Origin of the sequence: Pelomonas sp. SE-A7 (genome assembly GCF_030345705.1) — a bacterium.
Taxonomy (GTDB): Bacteria; Pseudomonadota; Gammaproteobacteria; order Burkholderiales; family Burkholderiaceae_C; genus JAUASW01.
Genome location: NZ_JAUASW010000001.1, coordinates 1,776,472 through 1,793,376, shown reverse-complemented (window position 1 = coordinate 1,793,376; position 16,905 = coordinate 1,776,472). Strand labels below are relative to the sequence as shown.

Sequence of the window (16,905 nt, the reverse complement as noted above, 5' to 3'; positions counted from 1 at the left end):
TCGCTAGGCTGCGGGCATGCCGTGGTTCCGCCAGCTGTCCTTCCTGCTCTGCTTCTGCGTCCTGCAGGCAGCCCAGGCGGGGTCAGGTCTGCAGAGCCTGCGCTTCGAACGGCTGGGTCCGGATCAGCTGGGCGTCCAGACCTCGGTGGTGGCGGCGCAGCAAGACGCGCGCGGCCTGGTCTGGCTGGGTACGACGGACGGGCTGCTGCGCTACGACGGACGCGCAGGAAAGCTGTTTGCACCAGAGCCTGCCGATCCCAAGACGCTGCGCAATGCCTATGCCCGAACCCTGGTGCTGCTGCCCGGCGAACGCTTGCTGGTGGGCACCGACCTGGGTGTCGACGAGTTCGACCTCAGGACCGAGGTGGCCCGCCACATCGAGATGCCCGAGCCGCGGAGCGGCCGCGGCGCCCGGGTGCTGCGCATGCAGGCGGGCCGGGCCGGCAAGGTCTGGGTACAGCGCAGCAGCGACCTGATGCTGTACGACACCGAGAGCCGCCGGCTCGACCCGGTGGTCTTGCGCGGACTGCAGCCGCTGCGCGCGGGCGAGAGCCCGACGCTGTCCAGCGTGCTGGCCGACGGGCAGGGCGGCGTGTGGCTGGTGGGTGGGCGCGAACTGCTCCACGTGGATGCCGAGCGCGAACTCGTGCAGCGCTGGCCGCTGGGATACTTTGGCGGGCAGGAGGGCGTTCGCAGCCTGGTGGTCGATGCGGCCGGGCGGGCCTGGGTCGGCAGCAACCTCGGCGTGCGGGTGATGGACACGCGCAGCGGCGAAGTGCTGCCGCTGCCCGATCAACTGGGCCTGCCCCGGGCGCCCCTGCACGCCTCGCTGCTCGACAGCAAGGGCACGCTGTGGCTGGGTTTCGGCGACGCGGGGCTCTGGCGCTGGCCGGCCGGCGAGGCCAAGATGCAGGCCCATCGCCACCATCCGGCGCTGCGCGACAGCCTGGCGCAGAACTCGGTGTCTCTGCTGTTCGAGGACCGCAGTGGCGTGATCTGGGCCGGCCACTGGGGCGCCGGCGTGTCGGTGGTCGATCCGCGCAGTGGCGGCTTCCGCAGCTATCGCTCGGTGGTCGGCGATCCTGACAGCCTGGCCAGCGACGGCCTGATGGCGGTTCAGCAGGAGGGCGCCAGCCACGCCTGGGTCGCCAGCTATGGCCAGGGCCTGGACCGGCTCAACCTGGTGGACGGCACGGCCGAGCATGTGCCGGCCAGCCAGCTGCCCATGCGCTATCTGAAGGCCCTGCTGCTGCAGCGGGACCGACTCTGGATAGGCGGCGATGGTGGCCTTTACCTGATGGAGCTGCCGGGCCGCCAGATCCGCCGCATCGACCTGCACGAGACCGCCGGGCCCGGCACGTCCATCGCCTCGCTGCTGGCCGACCGCCAGGGCCGGATCTGGGTTGCCAGTGCCGGCGGCATCTACCGCATCGAGGCCGAGGGCCAGGTCAAGCGCTACCGGGCAGGCAAGAACGGCAGCCTGAGCAACGAGGTGATCGACCACCTGCTGGAGGACCGCGAGGGCCGACTCTGGGCCGGCAGCAAGGCCGGCCTGCAGCTCTACGACCCCGACCTCGATGCCTTCGTGCAGCCGGTGCAGGCCAGCAGCGATGTCATCAAGCCCGGCGAGCTGCCGGTGCTGATGCTGCGCCAGGACCTGGCCGGCCGCCTCTGGATCGGTTCGGCCGTGGGCCTGTACGAGCTGGAGCCGGCGCCGCAGAACCGCTGGCAGCTGCGCTCCTGGCGCGGCCTGGCCGGCATGCCGCGCGGCTGGATACACAGCCTGGAGAACGCGCCCGACGGCGCCCTGTGGTTCGCCAGCGCCGACGGACTGAGCCGGCTGGACCCTGAGCGCCGCAGCCTGCGCCACTATGCGGCGCGGCGCGGCTATTTCGCCGGTGAATTCGCCCAGGGCGGCAGCCAGGCCCTGGACGACGGCAGCCTGCTGTTTTCCGGGGCCGGCCTGCTGCGCTTCAATCCTTCGCAGCTGCAGGACAACCCGCATCCTCCGTCGGTGGTGCTGGCCGACATCCGCATCTTCAACCGCTCGCTGGCCGACAAGCCGACCGACCTGCCGGTGCGCTCGGAGGCGGCCAGCAGCCTGGAGGCACTGGGCATCCAGGGGCCGCTGGCCCAGGCCGGCGCGGTGCGGCTCAGCCATCACGAGACCATGGTCAGCTTCGACCTGCGGGCCCAGCATTTCTACAGCCCGCGCCTGATCCAGTACGCCTGGCGGCTGGAAGGCTTCGATGCCGACTGGATACTCGGCCCGCCGGGCGAGGGCCTGGCCACCTACACCAATCTGGACCCGGGCCGCTACCGGCTGATGGCCAAGGCGGCCAACCCGGACGGCGCCTGGGGCGAGGCGCGCCAGCTGGTCGAGGTGGAGGTGCTGCCGCCCTGGTGGCGCTCCTACGGGTTCCGCGGCCTGCTGGTGGTTCTGCTGCTGCTGACGCCAGCCCTGGTCTGGCAGCTGCGGCTGCGGCGCCTGCAAATGGCCAAGCGGGAGCTGGAGAGCGAGGTCGGCCGCCGCACGGCCGAGGTGCAGGCCCAGCGCCAGCAGATCGCCACGCTGAGCGAGATCGGCCGCGACCTGACCGCCTCGCTGGACCTGGAGCGCATCCAGCGCGCCCTGCTGGAGCATGTGGAAACGCTGATGCCGGCGACGGTGTTCGGCATCGGCCTGGTGGACCGCGAGCGGCGCGTGGTCGATTTCGACTTCATGATCGAGCGCGGCCTGGCCTACCGGCCCTATCAGCGCAGCCTGGACGTGGTGGAGCAGCCGGCGGCCCGCTGCGTGGCCAGCGGCGAGGCGATGCTGGTGCGGGAGTTCGCGCATGACAACCGCCTGCTCGATGAGGGGGTGCGGGGCAGCGAGGGCGAGCGGCTGCTGCTGTCCGACGGCAGCGAGCCCACGCAGGCCCGTTCGGCCCTGTACGTGCCACTCAAGGTCAAGGGCGAGGTGATAGGCATCCTCAGCGTGCTCAGCGACCAGCCGGATGCCTACGACCAGACCCACCTGGACATGCTGCAGACCCTGGGCGCCTATGCCGCTGTGGCCCTGGACAACGCCGAGGCCTACCGCCAGCTCAAGCAGGCCCAGCAGCGCCTCGCGGCCCAGGAAAAGCTGGCCTCGCTGGGCTCCCTGGTGGCCGGCGTGGCCCATGAGATGAACACACCCATTGGCAACAGCCTGCTGGCTGCCAGCACCTTGCGCGACGATGCACGGCGCCTGGCCGAGAGCGCCAGCAGCGGCCAGCTGCGGCGCTCGGACCTGCAGACATTTTGCGAGCAGGCCGCGTTCGGCACCGAGCTGCTGCTGCGCAGCCTGCATGCGGCGGCCGGCCTGATCAGCAGCTTCAAGCAGCTGGCCGTGGACCAGGCGGCCGAGCAGCGCCGCCAGTTCGAGCTGGCGGGCGTCTGCGTGGAGGTCAAGCTCAGCCTGGCCAACCGCATGCACAAGGGGGGGCACGAGCTGCTGCTCGACGTGCCGGAGCATCTGGAGCTGGACAGCTTCCCCGGTCCGCTGGGCCAGGTGCTGAGCAATCTGGTGCTGAACTCGCTGATCCACGGCTTCGACGGCCGTCAGGGCGGCCGCATGCGGCTGCAGGCCGAGGCGCTGGGCGCCGACCGCATCCGGCTGCGCTTCAGCGACGACGGCTCGGGCATTGCGCCGGCCCACCTGGGGCGGGTGTTCGACCCCTTCTTCACCACCCGCATGGGCTCGGGCAGCAATGGCCTGGGCCTGCACCTGAGCTACACCATCGTCAGCTCGCTGCTGGGCGGCCAGTTCACGGTGAGCAGCGAGCCGGGGCAGGGCGCGGTGTTCGAGATCCTGCTGCCGCGCGTGGCGCCCTAGGGCACCCAGAGCCTGGGCCGCGGGGATTTCCCGAGGGCAGCCGGGCCGCAGCGCTCAACGATAATGCGCGCCGTCGTCACCCCGCCTCCGGCCCGCTTCCCTGGGCACCAGACAATGAACATCACGCTGATCGTCTTCGTCGTGCTCTACCTGCTGGGCACCCTGGCCCTGGGTGTCTGGGCCGGTACCCGCATCAAGAACACCAGCGACTTCGCCATCGCCGGCCGCAGCCTGCCGCTGATCATGGTGATCACCACCACCTTCGCCACCTGGTTCGGGGCCGAGACGGTGATGGGTATACCGGCCAAGTTCGTGCAGGGCGGCCTGAATGCCATCGTGGAAGACCCGTTCGGCGCCGGCACCTGCCTGATCCTGGTCGGCGCCTTCTTCGCCACCAAGCTGTACCGCCAGAACCTGCTGACCATCGGCGACTTCTACCGTCAGCGCTACGGCAAGGGCATCGAGGTGTTCTGCTCGTCGGCCATCATCCTGAGTTATCTGGGTTGGGTGGCTGCCCAGATCACCGCCCTGGGCCTGGTGTTCTCGGTGCTGACGCAAGGCGCCATGTCCGAGGAGATGGGCATGATCGTCGGCACGCTGGCCGTGCTGATCTATGTGGTCATCGGCGGCTTCCTGGCCGTGGCCTGGACCGACTTCATCCAGATGATCGTCCTGGTCATCGGCCTGTCGGTCATCGCCTGGTTCTCGGCCGACCTGGCCGGTGGCGCCGGCAAGGTGGTCGAGCTGGCCCAGAGCAAGGAGCTGTTCAAGTTCCTGCCCGAACCCAAGTTCACCGACATGGCCATGTTCATCGGCGCGGCCGTGACCATGATGCTGGGCTCCATCCCGCAGCAGGACGTGTTCCAGCGCGTGATGTCGGCCAAGGACGAGAAGACCGCCCGCAACGGCGCCATGATCGGCGGCCTCAGCTACATCCTGTTCGCCGCCGTGCCCATGTTCATCGTGGCCAGTGCCGTAGTGGTGATGGGCCAGCAGGCGCTGGACATCGCCAAGGACGACTACCAGAAGCTGCTGCCGACCTTCGTGCTGACCAAGATGCCGCTGGTGATGCAGATCCTGTTCTTCGGCGCGCTGCTGTCGGCCATCAAGAGCACCTCGTCGGCCACGCTGCTGGCACCGTCGACCAGCTTCGTCGAGAACATCCTGAAGAACCTGCGGCCCCGCATGGGCGACAAGCAGCAGCTGCTGGCCATGCGCGTGACCATCGTGATCTTCGCCGGCCTGGTGCTGGCCTATGCCATCGCGATGAAGGGCACCTCGATCTACGAGCTGGTCTCCTCGGCCTACCAGATCACCCTGGTCGGCGCCTTCGTGCCCCTGGTGTTCGGTCTCTACTGGAGCCGTGCGACCACCCAGGGCGCGATCTTCTCGCTGGCCGCTGGCATCGGTGTCTGGATCGCCTTCCTGCCCCAGGTCAGCACCTGGGGCGAGCTGTTCCCGGGCCAGCTGGCCGGCCTGCTGGCGGCCATCGTGGCGATGCTGCTTGGCTCGCTGGGCCCGCAGTGGCTGAAGAACCGCCATGAGCACAAGCGGCACGTCGCAGGGCTTCCGGATTGAGACCCCTCGGCCAAGGTGTACCTTGGCCGGTCCCCCGAGGGGACGACAATGCAGGCCGGCCGGACCGTCCTGCATTGTCACGACGGGCCGGCTTGGGAGCGGCCCGGCGCTCGGCCCGGAGGCCTCCCCTATAATTTCGCCTTTTGTTTCAAGGCCTTAGAAGCTCCATGCCGATCTACGCCTACCGCTGCGATGCCTGTGGCCATGCCAAGGACGTGCTGCAGAAAATGTCCGACGCACCGCTGAGCACCTGCCCGGCCTGCGGAGCCGAGTCCTTCTCCAAGCAGATCACCGCCGCCGGCTTCCAGCTCAAGGGCTCGGGCTGGTATGCCACCGACTTCAAGGGCGGCTCGTCCAGCGGCACGGCCTCCGCGGCCCCGGCGGCTGCACCGGCCGAAGCAGCGGCTCCGGCTGCGGCTCCTGCGGCCTGCGGCGGCTCCTGCGCCTGCCACTGATTCAAGAACCGACAAGGCCGCCGTGCGCAAATACCTGATCACCGGACTGCTGGCCTGGCTGCCGTTGGGCGTGACCATCTGGGTGCTGCTGTCGGCGCTCAGCATCGTCAATGGCGTGTTCGGCCTGATGCTCAAGGCCTCCAAGGCCGTCCTGCCCCAGGCCGTCGCTCCCCATGTGGACGAGCTGGCCAACATCCCCGGTCTGGGCCCGCTGATTCTCCTGCTGCTGGTCACGCTGACCGGCGTGCTGGTGGCCAACATCTTCGGTCAATGGCTGCTGGGGCAGTGGGACAAGCTGCTCTACAAGATTCCCATCGTCAAGTCGATCTACAGCTCGGTGAAGCAGGTGTCGGACACCCTGTTCTCGAGCAGCGGCAATGCCTTCCGCGAAGCCGTGCTGGTGCAGTACCCGCATGCCGGCTCCTGGACCATAGGCTTTGTCACCGGCGCGCCGTCCAAGGCCGCGGCGGAGCATTTCGAGGAAGAGCATGTCAGCGTCTACGTGCCGACCACGCCCAACCCGACCTCGGGCTTCTTCCTGATGATGCCCAAGGCCGCGATGCGGCCGCTCGGCATGAGCGTGGACGAGGCGCTCAAGCACATCATCTCCATGGGTGTGGTGGCCCCGGCCAGCGAGACCCAGCAACATCCGCATCCGGGCGAGCCCAATCAGCCCGCCCCATCGAATCCGCGGGGCTGAGCGAACCGAAGCAACGAATCCCGCAAACGCTCAGTCCTGAGGGCTTTCAAAGCAGCCCGCCGCGCCCCGAACGACAAGTCTTGTGGACCCGACTGCCGTGGTCCTTTCCCGAATCTGGAGTGAATCAATCATGCGTACCTGCTATGCCGGCCAAGTCAGCGAGAAGCTGCTCGACCAGACCGTGACCCTGATGGGCTGGGCCCATCGCCGCCGCGACCATGGCGGCGTGATCTTCATCGACCTGCGCGACCGCGAAGGCCTGGTGCAAATCGTCTGCGACCCGGACCGCGCCGAGATGTTCAAGGTGGCCGAGGGCGTGCGCAACGAGTTCTGCCTGAAGATCGTCGGCAAGGTCCGCGCCCGTCCGGCCGGCACCGAGAACAGCAACCTGGTCAGCGGCAAGATCGAGGTGCTGTGCCATGAGATCGAGGTGCTGAACCCCTCGGTCACGCCGCCGTTCCAGCTGGACGACGAGAACCTGTCGGAGACGACGCGCCTGACGCACCGCGTGCTGGACCTGCGCCGTCCCTACATGCAGAACAACCTGATGCTGCGCTACCGCGTGGCCATGGAAGTGCGCAAGTTCCTGGACGAGCAGGGCTTCGTCGACATCGAGACCCCGATGCTGACCAAGAGCACGCCGGAAGGCGCGCGCGACTACCTGGTGCCGAGCCGCGTGCACGATGGCATGTTCTTCGCGCTGCCGCAGTCGCCCCAGCTGTTCAAGCAGCTCTTGATGGTGGCCGGCTTCGACCGCTACTACCAGATCACCAAGTGCTTCCGCGACGAGGACCTGCGCGCCGACCGCCAGCCCGAGTTCACCCAGATCGATATCGAGACCTCGTTCCTGACGGAAGAGGAAATCCGCTCGATGTTCGAAGGCATGATCCGCCACGTCTTCCAGAAGGCCCTGAACGTGGATCTGGGCGAGTACCCGGTGATGAAATACTCGGAAGCCATGCACCGCTTCGGCTCCGACAAGCCCGACCTGCGCGTCAAGCTGGAGTTCACCGAGCTGACCGACGTGATGGCCGACGTGGACTTCAAGGTCTTCTCGGGCCCGGCCACGACGCCTGGTGGCCGCGTGGTCGCCCTGCGCGTGCCCGGCGGCGCCGGCATGAGCCGTGGCGAGATCGACTCCTACACCGAGTTCGTCAAGATCTACGGCGCCAAGGGCCTGGCCTGGATCAAGGTCAACGAGCTGGCCAAGGGCCGCGAAGGCCTGCAGTCGCCCATCGTCAAGAACCTGCATGACGCCGCCGTCAACGAGATCCTGAAGCGCACCGGTGCCCAGGACGGCGACCTGCTGTTCTTCGGCGCCGACAAGGCCAAGGTGGTCAACGACGCCATCGGCGGCCTGCGCCTGAAGGTCGGCCACAGCGAGTTCGGCAAGACCTCGGGCCTGTTCAACGACGTCTGGGCGCCGCTGTGGGTGGTGGACTTCCCGATGTTCGAGCATGACGAGGAGAACAACCGCTGGGCGGCCGTTCACCATCCGTTCACGGCACCGAAGGACGGCCACGAGGACCTGATGACCAGCGACCCGGGCAAGTGCATTGCCAAGGCCTACGACATGGTGCTGAACGGCTGGGAACTGGGCGGCGGTTCGGTGCGTATCCACCGCGCCGAGGTGCAGGCCAAGGTCTTCGAGGCCCTGAACATCAGCCCCGAAGAGCAGCGCATCAAGTTCGGCTTCCTGCTGGACGCCCTGCAGTACGGCGCGCCCCCGCACGGCGGCCTGGCCTTCGGCCTGGACCGCATCGTCACCATGATGACCAAGGCCGAGTCCATCCGCGACGTGATCGCCTTCCCCAAGACCCAGCGCGCCCAGTGCCTGCTGACCGGCGCTCCGAGCAATGTGGACGAGAAGCAGCTGCGCGAGCTGCACATCCGCCTGCGCAACCCCGGTGCGGCCGCTGCCCAGTAAGCAGCCGGGCTGACGACCGGAACAAGGGCGCCTGCGGGCGCCCTTGTCGTTGATGGTGCCGCCTTCGCTATGCTTGCGGCCATTCATCTTCCCCAGACAGGCAGGACCGAGGGCATGAACAGCAGTACAAGGGCGCGCAGCAAACGGGACAGCACACGCTGGGAGCGCGTGCTGATGCGCCATCCGGGCTGGGCCTTGCAGCGGCTGCGCCCGCAGATCCATGCCGCCGACCCGCAGCTGGGCCGGGCCGCCCTGCAGGGCGTGTTCTTCGTGCTGGAACGCTGGGGGCGCGCGGCCGAGCTGCAGGCCGAGCTTCAACAGGCGCTGCAGGATGCACGCTCCCAGCGCGCATTGCCCGAGGCGGCCGATCTGAGCGAGGCCCTGGGCCGGCTGCATTACCAGCGCGGCGACTATGTGCAGGCCTGCCAGGCCTGGAGCCAGAGCCTGGACTGGGGGGCCGACGACAGCCGCGCCGCCTGCCTGGCCCGCATAGGCCTCACCCACCTCTGCTACGCGCTGGGCGACTGGGCCCGCGGCGGCCGCGTGCTGGATCTGGCCGAGCGCCATTACCCGCGCCTGGCCACCGACGCCTACCTGCATGCCAAGGTCGCCCTGAACCGCGCGGTCTCGCTGCGCGCCACACAGGGCCCGCAGGCGGCCTTGCCGCTGCTGGATGAAGCCCTGGCTGCGGCCCGGGCTGTCGGTCATAGGGACTACGAGGCCGAGGCGACCTGGCACCGCGCCCGCTGCGCCCGCGACAGCGGCGAGGCGGCCGAGGCCTTGCAGCTGGCCCAGCAAGGTCAGGCCCTGGCCCAGCGCTGCGGCTACCGCTGGCTGCAGGCGCAGACGCTGATGCTGCAGGCCGAGTTGCAAAGCGGCGATGCGGCCCTGGCGGCGGCCGGCTCGGTGCTGAGCCTGGCCGAGGCCTTGCAATCGCGCTCGCTGCAGGCCCAGGCCCATGGCCGCCTGGCCGAGCTGATGCAGGCGCAAGGCGAGTTCGGCCCCAGCTGGTACCACGCCCAGCAGCGCCAGCAGCTGGAAGGCACCTTGAGCCAGACCGAGCTGCCGGGTCTGCTGGAGGCGCTGATCCGCTTCGACGAGGAACTGCCACCCGGCACGCCGGTCCCGGCCGGGGAACTGGCCGGCCTGCTGCGCCGCGCGCTGGGCGAGCTCGACGGACTGACCCGCCATGTGCGCGGCCTGCCCAGCAGCGAGGTCCATGCCTCCACCCAGGCCGAGCTGCTGCGCACCGCCTCGCGGGTCGAGCACCTGCTCCAGCAAGGCCTTCAGCAGATGGCGTCTTGACTACAGATACCGCTATGCTTCCCGGCATGACGGTAGCTGAGCGTCCGAACTACAAGATTCCCGAGTCGGTCCTGGTCGTGATCCACACGCCGGACCTGCAGGTGCTGATGCTCGAACGGGCCGACCGGCCCGGCTACTGGCAGAGCGTCACCGGCTCGCTGGACGCGCCCGACGAACCGCTGGAGGCCACGGCCCGGCGCGAGGTCTTCGAGGAGACCGGCATAGCTGGCGGCGAGCTGCTGGACTGGCAACTGTCCAATATCTACGAGATCTACCCGGTCTGGCGCCACCGCTATGCGCCGGGCGTGACCCAGAACACCGAGCATGTGTTCGGCCTGCGCGTGCCCTCGGTGCAGGCGGTGCAGCTGGCGCCGCGCGAGCATCTGCAGTACCGCTGGCTGCCCTGGCGCGAGGCAGCCGACCTGTGCTTCTCGCCGTCCAATGCCGAGGCCGTGCTGCAACTGCCCCGCTTCGCAGCCACCGGAGACTAGCGATGAGGCGACCGCATTTCCGCCCGTCTCAGCTGAGTGCGCCCACCAGCATCCTGAGCCCGCATCTGCGCGTCGCCACGTACAACATCCACAAGGGCGTGCGCGGCTTCGGCCGGGCCAAGCGGCTGGAGATCCACAACCTGGGCCTGGGCGTCGAGGCGCTGGACGCCGACCTGGTGTTCCTGCAGGAGGTGAGGCATTTCCACCATGCCGAGGCCCGACAGTTCCAGCGCACCTGGTTCGGCTGGCCCGACCAGGGCCAGGCCGACTTCCTGGCACCCGAGGGCTACGAGGTGGCCTACCGCACGAACGCCGTGACCAAGCATGGCGAGCACGGCAATGCCCTGCTGTCGCGCTGGCCGCTGGGCGAGGTCGGCCACCATGATGTGTCGGACCATCGCTTCGAGCAGCGTGGCCTGCTGCATGTGCCCCTGGTCTGGAACGGCATCGAGGTCCACGCCATCGTGGCCCACCTGGGCCTGATCCACGCCAGCCGCATGCGCCAGGTCGAGCGCCTGGCTGCCTACATCGCCACCGAGGTGCCGCCGCAGCTGCCCCTTGTGGTGGCCGGGGACTTCAATGACTGGGGCGAAAAGCTTGACGTACCGATGCGCGCGGCCGGCCTGCACCGGGCCGTGCCGCCCGACGGCCGCAAACCGCCGGCCACCTTCCCGTCGATAGTGCCGGTGTTCACGCTGGACCGCATCTACATGCGCGGCCTGCACTGCGTGTCCATGCAGGTGCCGCGCGGCCAGGCCTGGCGGCGCATGTCCGACCACCTGCCCCTGGTGGCCGAGCTGGAGCTCGGCGAGCCGTGAGAGATTGGTTGGGACTGACGCCGGATGCCGAGCCGCTGATCCACCGGCATGCCGCCCGCCTGCCCGAGTTCCTCGGCCGCAACGAGGTGCACCTGCTGCGCGGCGGCGACGAGCTGTTCCCGGCCCAGGAGCAGGCCATCGCGGCGGCGCGCCACGAAGTCTGGTTGGCCACCTACATCTTTCACCATGACGCGGCCGGCACGCGCACCGTTGCGGCCTTGCGCGCGGCGGCCGCGCGCGGTGTGCGGGTGAGGGTGGTGGTCGATGGCTTTGGCTCCAAGGCCAGCCTGGACTGGCTGCGCGAGCAACTGGCCGGCAGCGCGGTGGTGCTGGCCGTGTTCCGGCCCATAGACCGCTGGTGGCGCTGGCTGCAGCCGGGCCAGCTGCGGCGGCTGCACCAGAAGCTTTGCGTGGTCGATGGTGTGACCGCCTTCGTAGGCGGCATCAACATCATCGACGACCGGGTCGACCTGAACCACGGCCCTACCGACACGCCGCGCCTGGATTTCGCCGTGGCGCTGCGAGGGCCGGTGGTCGAGCCCATTGAGCAGGCAGCTCGGGCGGTCTGGACCCGCGCCTGGCTGGGGCGCGACTTCGGCGAGGAACTGCAGGCCCTGGTGCGCAGCCCTGAGCCGATGTCGCGGCTGCGCGGCCTGCTGCGCCGCCTGCGCATGCCGCGCGGCAAGCGCCGCGATGGTGCCTGGCAAGACCTGCCCCCGGTCTGCGCCGCCTTCGTGCTGCGCGACAACCTGCGCCAGCGCCGCATGATCGAGCGGGCCTACATAGACGCGATCCGCGCCTCGCGCGAACGGGTCGACCTGATCACGCCGTACTTCTATCCCGGCAATGCCTTCCGGCGCGCGCTGCGCGACGCGGCGCGGCGCGGCGTGCAAGTGCGCCTGCTGCTGCAGGGCAAGGTGGACTACCGCATTGCCGCCATGGCCGCCCATGCGCTCTATGCCGAGCTGCTGGGCCATGGGGTGCAGATCTACGAATACCTGCCGGCCTATCTGCATGCCAAGGTGGCCGTGGTCGACGGCGGCTGGGCCACGGTGGGCAGCTCCAACATCGATCCGCTGTCCCTGCTCCTGAACCTGGAGTCCAACGTCATCGTCCGCGATGCCGGTTTCACCGCGGCGCTGGCGGCCGAGTTCGAGACCGCCATCGGCGAGTCGCGCCGGGTCGGCCATCCGGCCGAGGGCGAGGCCGGCCTGCGCGGCATGCTGCGCCGCGGCCTGGTGGCCTGGATGGCCTATGTCTACCTGAGGGTGGCTGGAGCGACAGGGCGCTACTAAAGCGCGCTGTCGGGGCGCTACTAAAGCGCGCTGTCGGGGCGCTACTAGAGCGCGCTGTCGGGGCGCTACTAAGGCTCGTCAGCGCAGCAACTCCCCAATCTCGAACCTGTACTGCTTGAGCTTGGGATTGAGCGCCTTGCTGTAGGGCCTGAAATCCAGCTGCGGCATGCCCGGGCCGAAGCGGTTCAGGAAGCGCTGGGCTTCGGCCTTGCCGAACAGCATGAACATGGGCCTGACCAGGTCCGTGCCCTCGTCGGCCGCGAAGTCGTGGCCATGGGCCTGGTCGTAGACCATCACCAGGGCCCAGGCACCGGCCAGGAAATGGCCGCCGGCCAGGGCCTTCAGCCGACCGTCGAGCACGGCCTTCATGGCTTCGTTGCTGGTGTTGATGCTGGAGATGCGCCAGTCGCGGACGACCTGCTGGCCGGCGGCTTCGATGGCGTCCATGGCGCCGAAGGCCATCAGGTCGCTGCCGGTCCAGAGTAGCCGGGCCTGCGGATGGCGGGCAAGCAGGCCGCTCATGGCCTCGGCCGCCAGGTCGCGCCGCCAATCGGCAAAGGACTGCTGGACCAGCTCGACCTCCGGGGATTCGGCCACCGCGCGGCGCAGGCCTTCGTTGCGCTGGATGGAGACCGGCGTCGTGCGGTCGCCGCTGATGGCCAACATCTGCAGCTTCTGGCCGCGCGGCGTGCCGCGGTCGGCCAGGGCCTGGCGGATCAGGGCGCGGGCGGTCAGATAGCCGGCGTCCTCGGCCTGCGGCTCCAGGCTGCCCTGCAGCTGGGGCAGGCCCTGGCGGGGTGCCCAGCGCTCGCGCTCGCGGGGCAGCAGGCCGCTGAAGGCCGCAAAGCTCTTGATGCCGGCCGCGCCCAGCACCCGGGCGTTCTCGACCAGGGTGTTCTTCTCGTTGACCAGGATCACGTAGTCCGGCCGCTGGCCCGCCGGGCGGGCCGCGATGTCGCGGGCCAGCTGCAGTGCCCGTTCCGGTTCACGCTCCGCGTAGAGCACCTCCAGCGGGACCGCCAGGCTGTGCGCCGCCGCCTGCATGGCCTGGCTGGCGCCGAGCCAGAAAGGTTCGTCAGAGCGGCCGGGGTTGATGAAGGCGACGGTCTGCGACAGCGCTTCGCCTGTCCATGCGATCAGGTACAGCAGCAATAGCGTGCGGACACGCATGGGTCTTGCCTCCGGGGAACGATGGATCGATTCTGCACGTCTGGCATGCGAGTTGCGTTCACCGGCGTGACAGTCCATGCCACTCAGGGAGAAAGACATGAAGTCCTGGATCGCCAACCTGCAGATCTGGCAGAAGCTGGCCCTGATCGGCCTGCTGGCCCTCTTGATGGCGCTGCCACCGGCGCTGGTCCTGCTGCGCGGCAGCTGGAACGGCCTGGAGCGGGCCCAGGTCCAGGCGCAGGCCCTGGCGCCCATCACCGAATTGCTCAAGCTGCTGCAACAGGTGCAGCGCCACCGGGCCCAGGCCAATCTGCAGCTGGGCGGCGACGGCAGCGTTGCGGACGCGCGGCGCGCGACGTCGGAAGCCGTCGAGAGCGGCTGGCAGCATCTGCAGGACGCGGCGACGGCCCAGGCCGAAGCCAAGGCCCAGGTCGGCAAGCTGCGCGAGCAATGGAACGCCCTGCGCCGGGATGTCGAGGGCGCGGCGATCAAGCCGCCGCAGAGTTTCGCCCGCCACACCGGCCTGGTCGAGGATCTGCTGCAGCTGCAGGAACTGCTGATCGACGGCAGCGGCTTGCAGCGCGACGCCGAAGCGGCCAGCTACCACCTGGTGGCCGCGGCCGCCGTGCCCCTGCCGCGGGCGGCCGAAATGCTGGGCCGGCTGCGCGGGCGCGGCACGCTGCTGCTCAAGCAAGGCGAGGTCAGGCCGGAGGACAAGGCCCTGCTCGGCGCCGTGGCCGAACAGGCGCAGTCGGCCGGTGGCCAGGCCTCGCGCCAGCTGCAGCGGGCCGCCGTCCTGGACAAGGGCCTGGACCGGCTGGCAGCCAACGACGCGGGCACCCTTGCGGGTGGCGTGCTGGGCCTGGCCCGCGAGCAGCTGATCACCGCCGAGACTCCGACGCTGGCGGCGGCCGACTTCTACAAACAGGCGACGGTCGCCATCGACGCGCAGTTCGAGCTGGTGTTCGCCACGCTGGTCGAGGTGGACAAGCGTCTGCAGCAGCGGGTTGCGGCCGAGCGCCGGCAGATCGCCGGCCTGGCCGGCCTCTTGGTCGGAGCCGTGGCACTCGGGCTGTGGCTGATGCTGCTGATCAGCCGCAGCCTGGGTACCAGCGTGGCCGCGGCCCTGCAGGCGGCCGAGGCGCTGGCCCGCGGTGAGCTGGGCAGCGGGGTGCAGGTGCAGTCGCGCGACGAACTGGGGCGCATGGCCGGCGCGCTGGGCGACGCCATGGGGCAGCTGGCCGGCCAGGTGCGCGAGGTGCAGCGATCCAGCGAAGCCGTGGCCCTGGCCTCCAGCGAGATTGCGCAGGGCAATGCCGATCTGTCGGGCCGCATCGAGCAGCAGGCTGCCAACCTGCAGCAGACCGCGGCGTCGCTGGAGCAGATGGGTTCGGCCATTGCCTCGAACGCCCAGCATGCGAGCCAGGCCGATGAGCTGGCTCGCGCCGCCAGTGCCGCGGCCTCGGCCGGCGGCGCGGTGGTAGGGCAGGTCGTGGACACCATGGCCGGCATCAGCCAGCGCTCGCTGAAGATGGCCGACATCATCGGCGTGATCGACGGCATCGCCTTCCAGACCAATATCCTGGCGCTCAATGCCGCGGTCGAGGCGGCGCGCGCCGGCGAACAGGGCCGCGGCTTTGCGGTCGTGGCCGGCGAGGTGCGCAGCCTGGCCCAGCGCAGTGCCCTGGCGGCCAAGGAGATTTCTGCGCTGATCCGCGACAACGGCGAAGGCGTGGCCCAGGGCAGCAGCCTGGTCGGCCAGGCCGGCGCAAGCATGAGCGAGCTGGTCGGCCAGGTGCAGCGGCTCTCGGGCCTGATCCAGGAGATCAACCGGGCCAGCGGCGAGCAGCACCAGGGCATGGACCAGATCAATATTGCGGTCGGCCAGCTCGACGAGATGACACAGCAGAATGCAGCCCTGGTCGAGCAGACGCAGGCCGCCACCGCCAGCCTGGACCTGCAGGCCCAGGCACTGCGTCAGGTCGTTGCGGGCTTCAGCCTGGGGCGCGGCTGATACGACTTGGTGCGCGGTGTGCGCGCATGGTGCGCGCTAGCGTCTGACGTCCTTGCTGCCGTACAAGTAGCGCAACATGGGCTCGACCCGTGAGGCCCAGGCGGCCTCGTCATGGCCGGCGCCGGCCTGCTCCATGTAGCCGAGCGTGCCGCCGGACTGCCAGCCGCGGGCCAGCAGGGCGTCGCGCAGCTGGCGTGCCGCCACCAGGGCACCCGGGCCTTCGTGGTCGCCCATGTCCAGCCATGCCCGGGGCCGTGCCGTGCCGACCGGGGCGGTGGTCCTGACGTCGCGCAGCAGGAACATGTCGTCCCACCAGACCGAGGGCGAGACCACCAGGCCGGCGCCGAAAGTGTCGCCATGGTGCAGCAGCAGCCACATCGAGATCAGGCCGCCCAGCGAGGAGCCGCCGACGGCCGTGCTGGCGGGCTCGGGCCGGGTGCGGTAGCGCTGGTCTATGAAGGGTTTGAGGTCCTCGACCAGGTAGCGGGCATAGCGCGGGCCGCCGCCGCCCTGGCGCTCGTCCTTGTCGCGTCCGCTGCGGGCCGCGGGGATCAGCATCTCGGTGGGCGTGTAGTCGAGGAAGCGGTCGCGGCTGTTGCTGTCGACCGCAACGATGATGACCGGCTCGATGGCACCAGCCAGCACCAGGCGCTGGGCGGTCTCGTCGACCTGCCATTCGGCGCCGGCCGCGTCGGCATCGAACACGTTCTGGCCGTCATGCAGGTAGAGCACCGGATAGCGGCGCTGCGGTTCGCGCTCGTAGCCGGGCGGCAGCCAGACCTGCAGGCCGCGTGGGCTGACATGCGATGAGGCGATGGGAGGCAGGCGGTCGATCTGGCCGGTGCGCTGCGCCGGCAGCTTGGCCGGCTCGGCATTGAAGGCGCGAGCCACCTGCTGCTGCTCGCTGGGGAAGCCGAGCGAATGGTTGCGGCCGTCTTCCCAGCCGTTGTCGGGTGTCGCGCCCGGGCGGTCGATCTTGAACTTGTATTGCAGCGGCTGGCCGCCGAAGGGGATCTGCTCGAACACGACGCCGAGCTTGTAGAGGCCCTGCGCCGCGGGCTTGGCAGGCAAGGTGCGCCCCCAGGACAGCGGGGCGACGCTGCCTCGCAAGCCGACCTGGTCGCGCGCCGGGTCGAAGCGGCCGGCAGCGATCTCGGCGCGCAGATCGATCTCGAAATCGACCCTATGGCCGGCCCAGGCGAGGCCGGGCAGGCTCAGGGCGGCGATACAGGCGAAGGAGGCAAGGATGCGCAGCAGCTTGGACAACAACATCGTGCAGGCAGCCCGGCCGGG

The 16,905-nt window shown here is 69.4% G+C and carries 12 protein-coding genes; 10 read left to right on the top strand and 2 right to left on the bottom strand.

What is annotated here, in order from left to right; translation table 11 throughout:
* Nucleotides 1–16 precede the first annotated feature (16 nt).
* The 9 genes from QT382_RS08075 to clsB all read left to right on the top strand — a co-directional run bounded on the left by QT382_RS08075 (nt 17) and on the right by clsB (nt 12,428).
* Nucleotides 17–3,859: an ATP-binding protein gene (locus tag QT382_RS08075; RefSeq protein WP_289253520.1), complete on the top strand. Its 3,843-nt coding sequence runs from the start codon at nt 17–19 to the stop codon at nt 3,857–3,859.
* Between the two features lie 114 nt (nt 3,860–3,973).
* Nucleotides 3,974–5,437: a high affinity choline transporter 1 gene (locus QT382_RS08070; RefSeq protein ID WP_289253519.1), complete on the top strand. Its 1,464-nt coding sequence runs from the start codon at nt 3,974–3,976 to the stop codon at nt 5,435–5,437.
* A 167-nt stretch (nt 5,438–5,604) separates the two neighbouring features.
* Nucleotides 5,605–5,892, top strand: coding sequence for an FmdB family zinc ribbon protein (locus tag QT382_RS08065; RefSeq protein WP_289253518.1), 288 nt, complete (start codon nt 5,605–5,607; stop codon nt 5,890–5,892).
* Nucleotides 5,893–5,914: 22 nt separating this feature from the next.
* On the top strand, nt 5,915–6,592 hold the full coding sequence (locus QT382_RS08060) for a DUF502 domain-containing protein (protein WP_289253517.1): 678 nt from the start codon (nt 5,915–5,917) through the stop codon (nt 6,590–6,592).
* Nucleotides 6,593–6,722: 130 nt separating this feature from the next.
* Nucleotides 6,723–8,519: an aspartate--tRNA ligase gene (gene aspS / locus QT382_RS08055; RefSeq protein WP_289253516.1), complete on the top strand. Its 1,797-nt coding sequence runs from the start codon at nt 6,723–6,725 to the stop codon at nt 8,517–8,519.
* A gap of 114 nt (nt 8,520–8,633) precedes the next feature.
* Entirely contained in the window at nt 8,634–9,824 is a 1,191-nt protein-coding gene (locus QT382_RS08050) for a tetratricopeptide repeat protein (protein ID WP_289253515.1), read from the top strand.
* A gap of 26 nt (nt 9,825–9,850) precedes the next feature.
* Nucleotides 9,851–10,315, top strand: coding sequence for a dihydroneopterin triphosphate diphosphatase (gene nudB / locus QT382_RS08045; RefSeq protein ID WP_289253514.1), 465 nt, complete (start codon nt 9,851–9,853; stop codon nt 10,313–10,315).
* Nucleotides 10,316–10,317: 2 nt separating this feature from the next.
* Entirely contained in the window at nt 10,318–11,133 is an 816-nt protein-coding gene (locus QT382_RS08040) for an endonuclease/exonuclease/phosphatase family protein (RefSeq protein ID WP_289253513.1), read from the top strand.
* Nucleotides 11,134–11,141: 8 nt separating this feature from the next.
* The gene (gene clsB, locus QT382_RS08035; protein WP_289253512.1) at nt 11,142–12,428 is read left to right on the top strand and encodes a cardiolipin synthase ClsB; all 1,287 of its coding nucleotides are present in this window, start codon (nt 11,142–11,144) and stop codon (nt 12,426–12,428) included.
* A gap of 78 nt (nt 12,429–12,506) precedes the next feature.
* On the opposite strand, the gene QT382_RS08030 is transcribed toward clsB, so the two are convergent.
* Nucleotides 12,507–13,598, bottom strand: a complete 1,092-nt coding sequence (locus tag QT382_RS08030) for an ABC transporter substrate-binding protein (protein WP_289253511.1) — start codon at nt 13,596–13,598, stop codon at nt 12,507–12,509.
* Between the two features lie 97 nt (nt 13,599–13,695).
* On the opposite strand from QT382_RS08030, the gene QT382_RS08025 reads away from it, so the two are divergent.
* Complete coding sequence (locus tag QT382_RS08025; RefSeq protein ID WP_289253510.1) at nt 13,696–15,612, top strand: methyl-accepting chemotaxis protein; 1,917 nt, start codon at nt 13,696–13,698, stop codon at nt 15,610–15,612.
* Nucleotides 15,613–15,648: 36 nt separating this feature from the next.
* On the opposite strand, the gene QT382_RS08020 is transcribed toward QT382_RS08025, so the two are convergent.
* Nucleotides 15,649–16,884: an alpha/beta hydrolase gene (locus tag QT382_RS08020; RefSeq protein WP_289253509.1), complete on the bottom strand. Its 1,236-nt coding sequence runs from the start codon at nt 16,882–16,884 to the stop codon at nt 15,649–15,651.
* Nucleotides 16,885–16,905: the final 21 nt, after the last annotated feature.

Bases quoted from the DNA above. Each gene is read 5' to 3' on its own strand.
- QT382_RS08050 (WP_289253515.1), top strand. From the start codon at position 8,634: ATGAACAGCAGTACAAGGGCGCGCAGCAAACGGGACAGCACACGCTGG.
- QT382_RS08070 (WP_289253519.1), top strand. From the start codon at position 3,974: ATGAACATCACGCTGATCGTCTTCGTCGTGCTCTACCTGCTGGGCACC.
- QT382_RS08025 (WP_289253510.1), top strand. From the start codon at position 13,696: ATGAAGTCCTGGATCGCCAACCTGCAGATCTGGCAGAAGCTGGCCCTG.
- nudB (WP_289253514.1), top strand. From the start codon at position 9,851: ATGACGGTAGCTGAGCGTCCGAACTACAAGATTCCCGAGTCGGTCCTG.
- QT382_RS08075 (WP_289253520.1), top strand. From the start codon at position 17: ATGCCGTGGTTCCGCCAGCTGTCCTTCCTGCTCTGCTTCTGCGTCCTG.
- QT382_RS08065 (WP_289253518.1), top strand. From the start codon at position 5,605: ATGCCGATCTACGCCTACCGCTGCGATGCCTGTGGCCATGCCAAGGAC.
- QT382_RS08020 (WP_289253509.1), bottom strand. From the start codon at position 16,884: ATGTTGTTGTCCAAGCTGCTGCGCATCCTTGCCTCCTTCGCCTGTATC.
- aspS (WP_289253516.1), top strand. From the start codon at position 6,723: ATGCGTACCTGCTATGCCGGCCAAGTCAGCGAGAAGCTGCTCGACCAG.
- QT382_RS08040 (WP_289253513.1), top strand. From the start codon at position 10,318: ATGAGGCGACCGCATTTCCGCCCGTCTCAGCTGAGTGCGCCCACCAGC.
- QT382_RS08030 (WP_289253511.1), bottom strand. From the start codon at position 13,598: ATGCGTGTCCGCACGCTATTGCTGCTGTACCTGATCGCATGGACAGGC.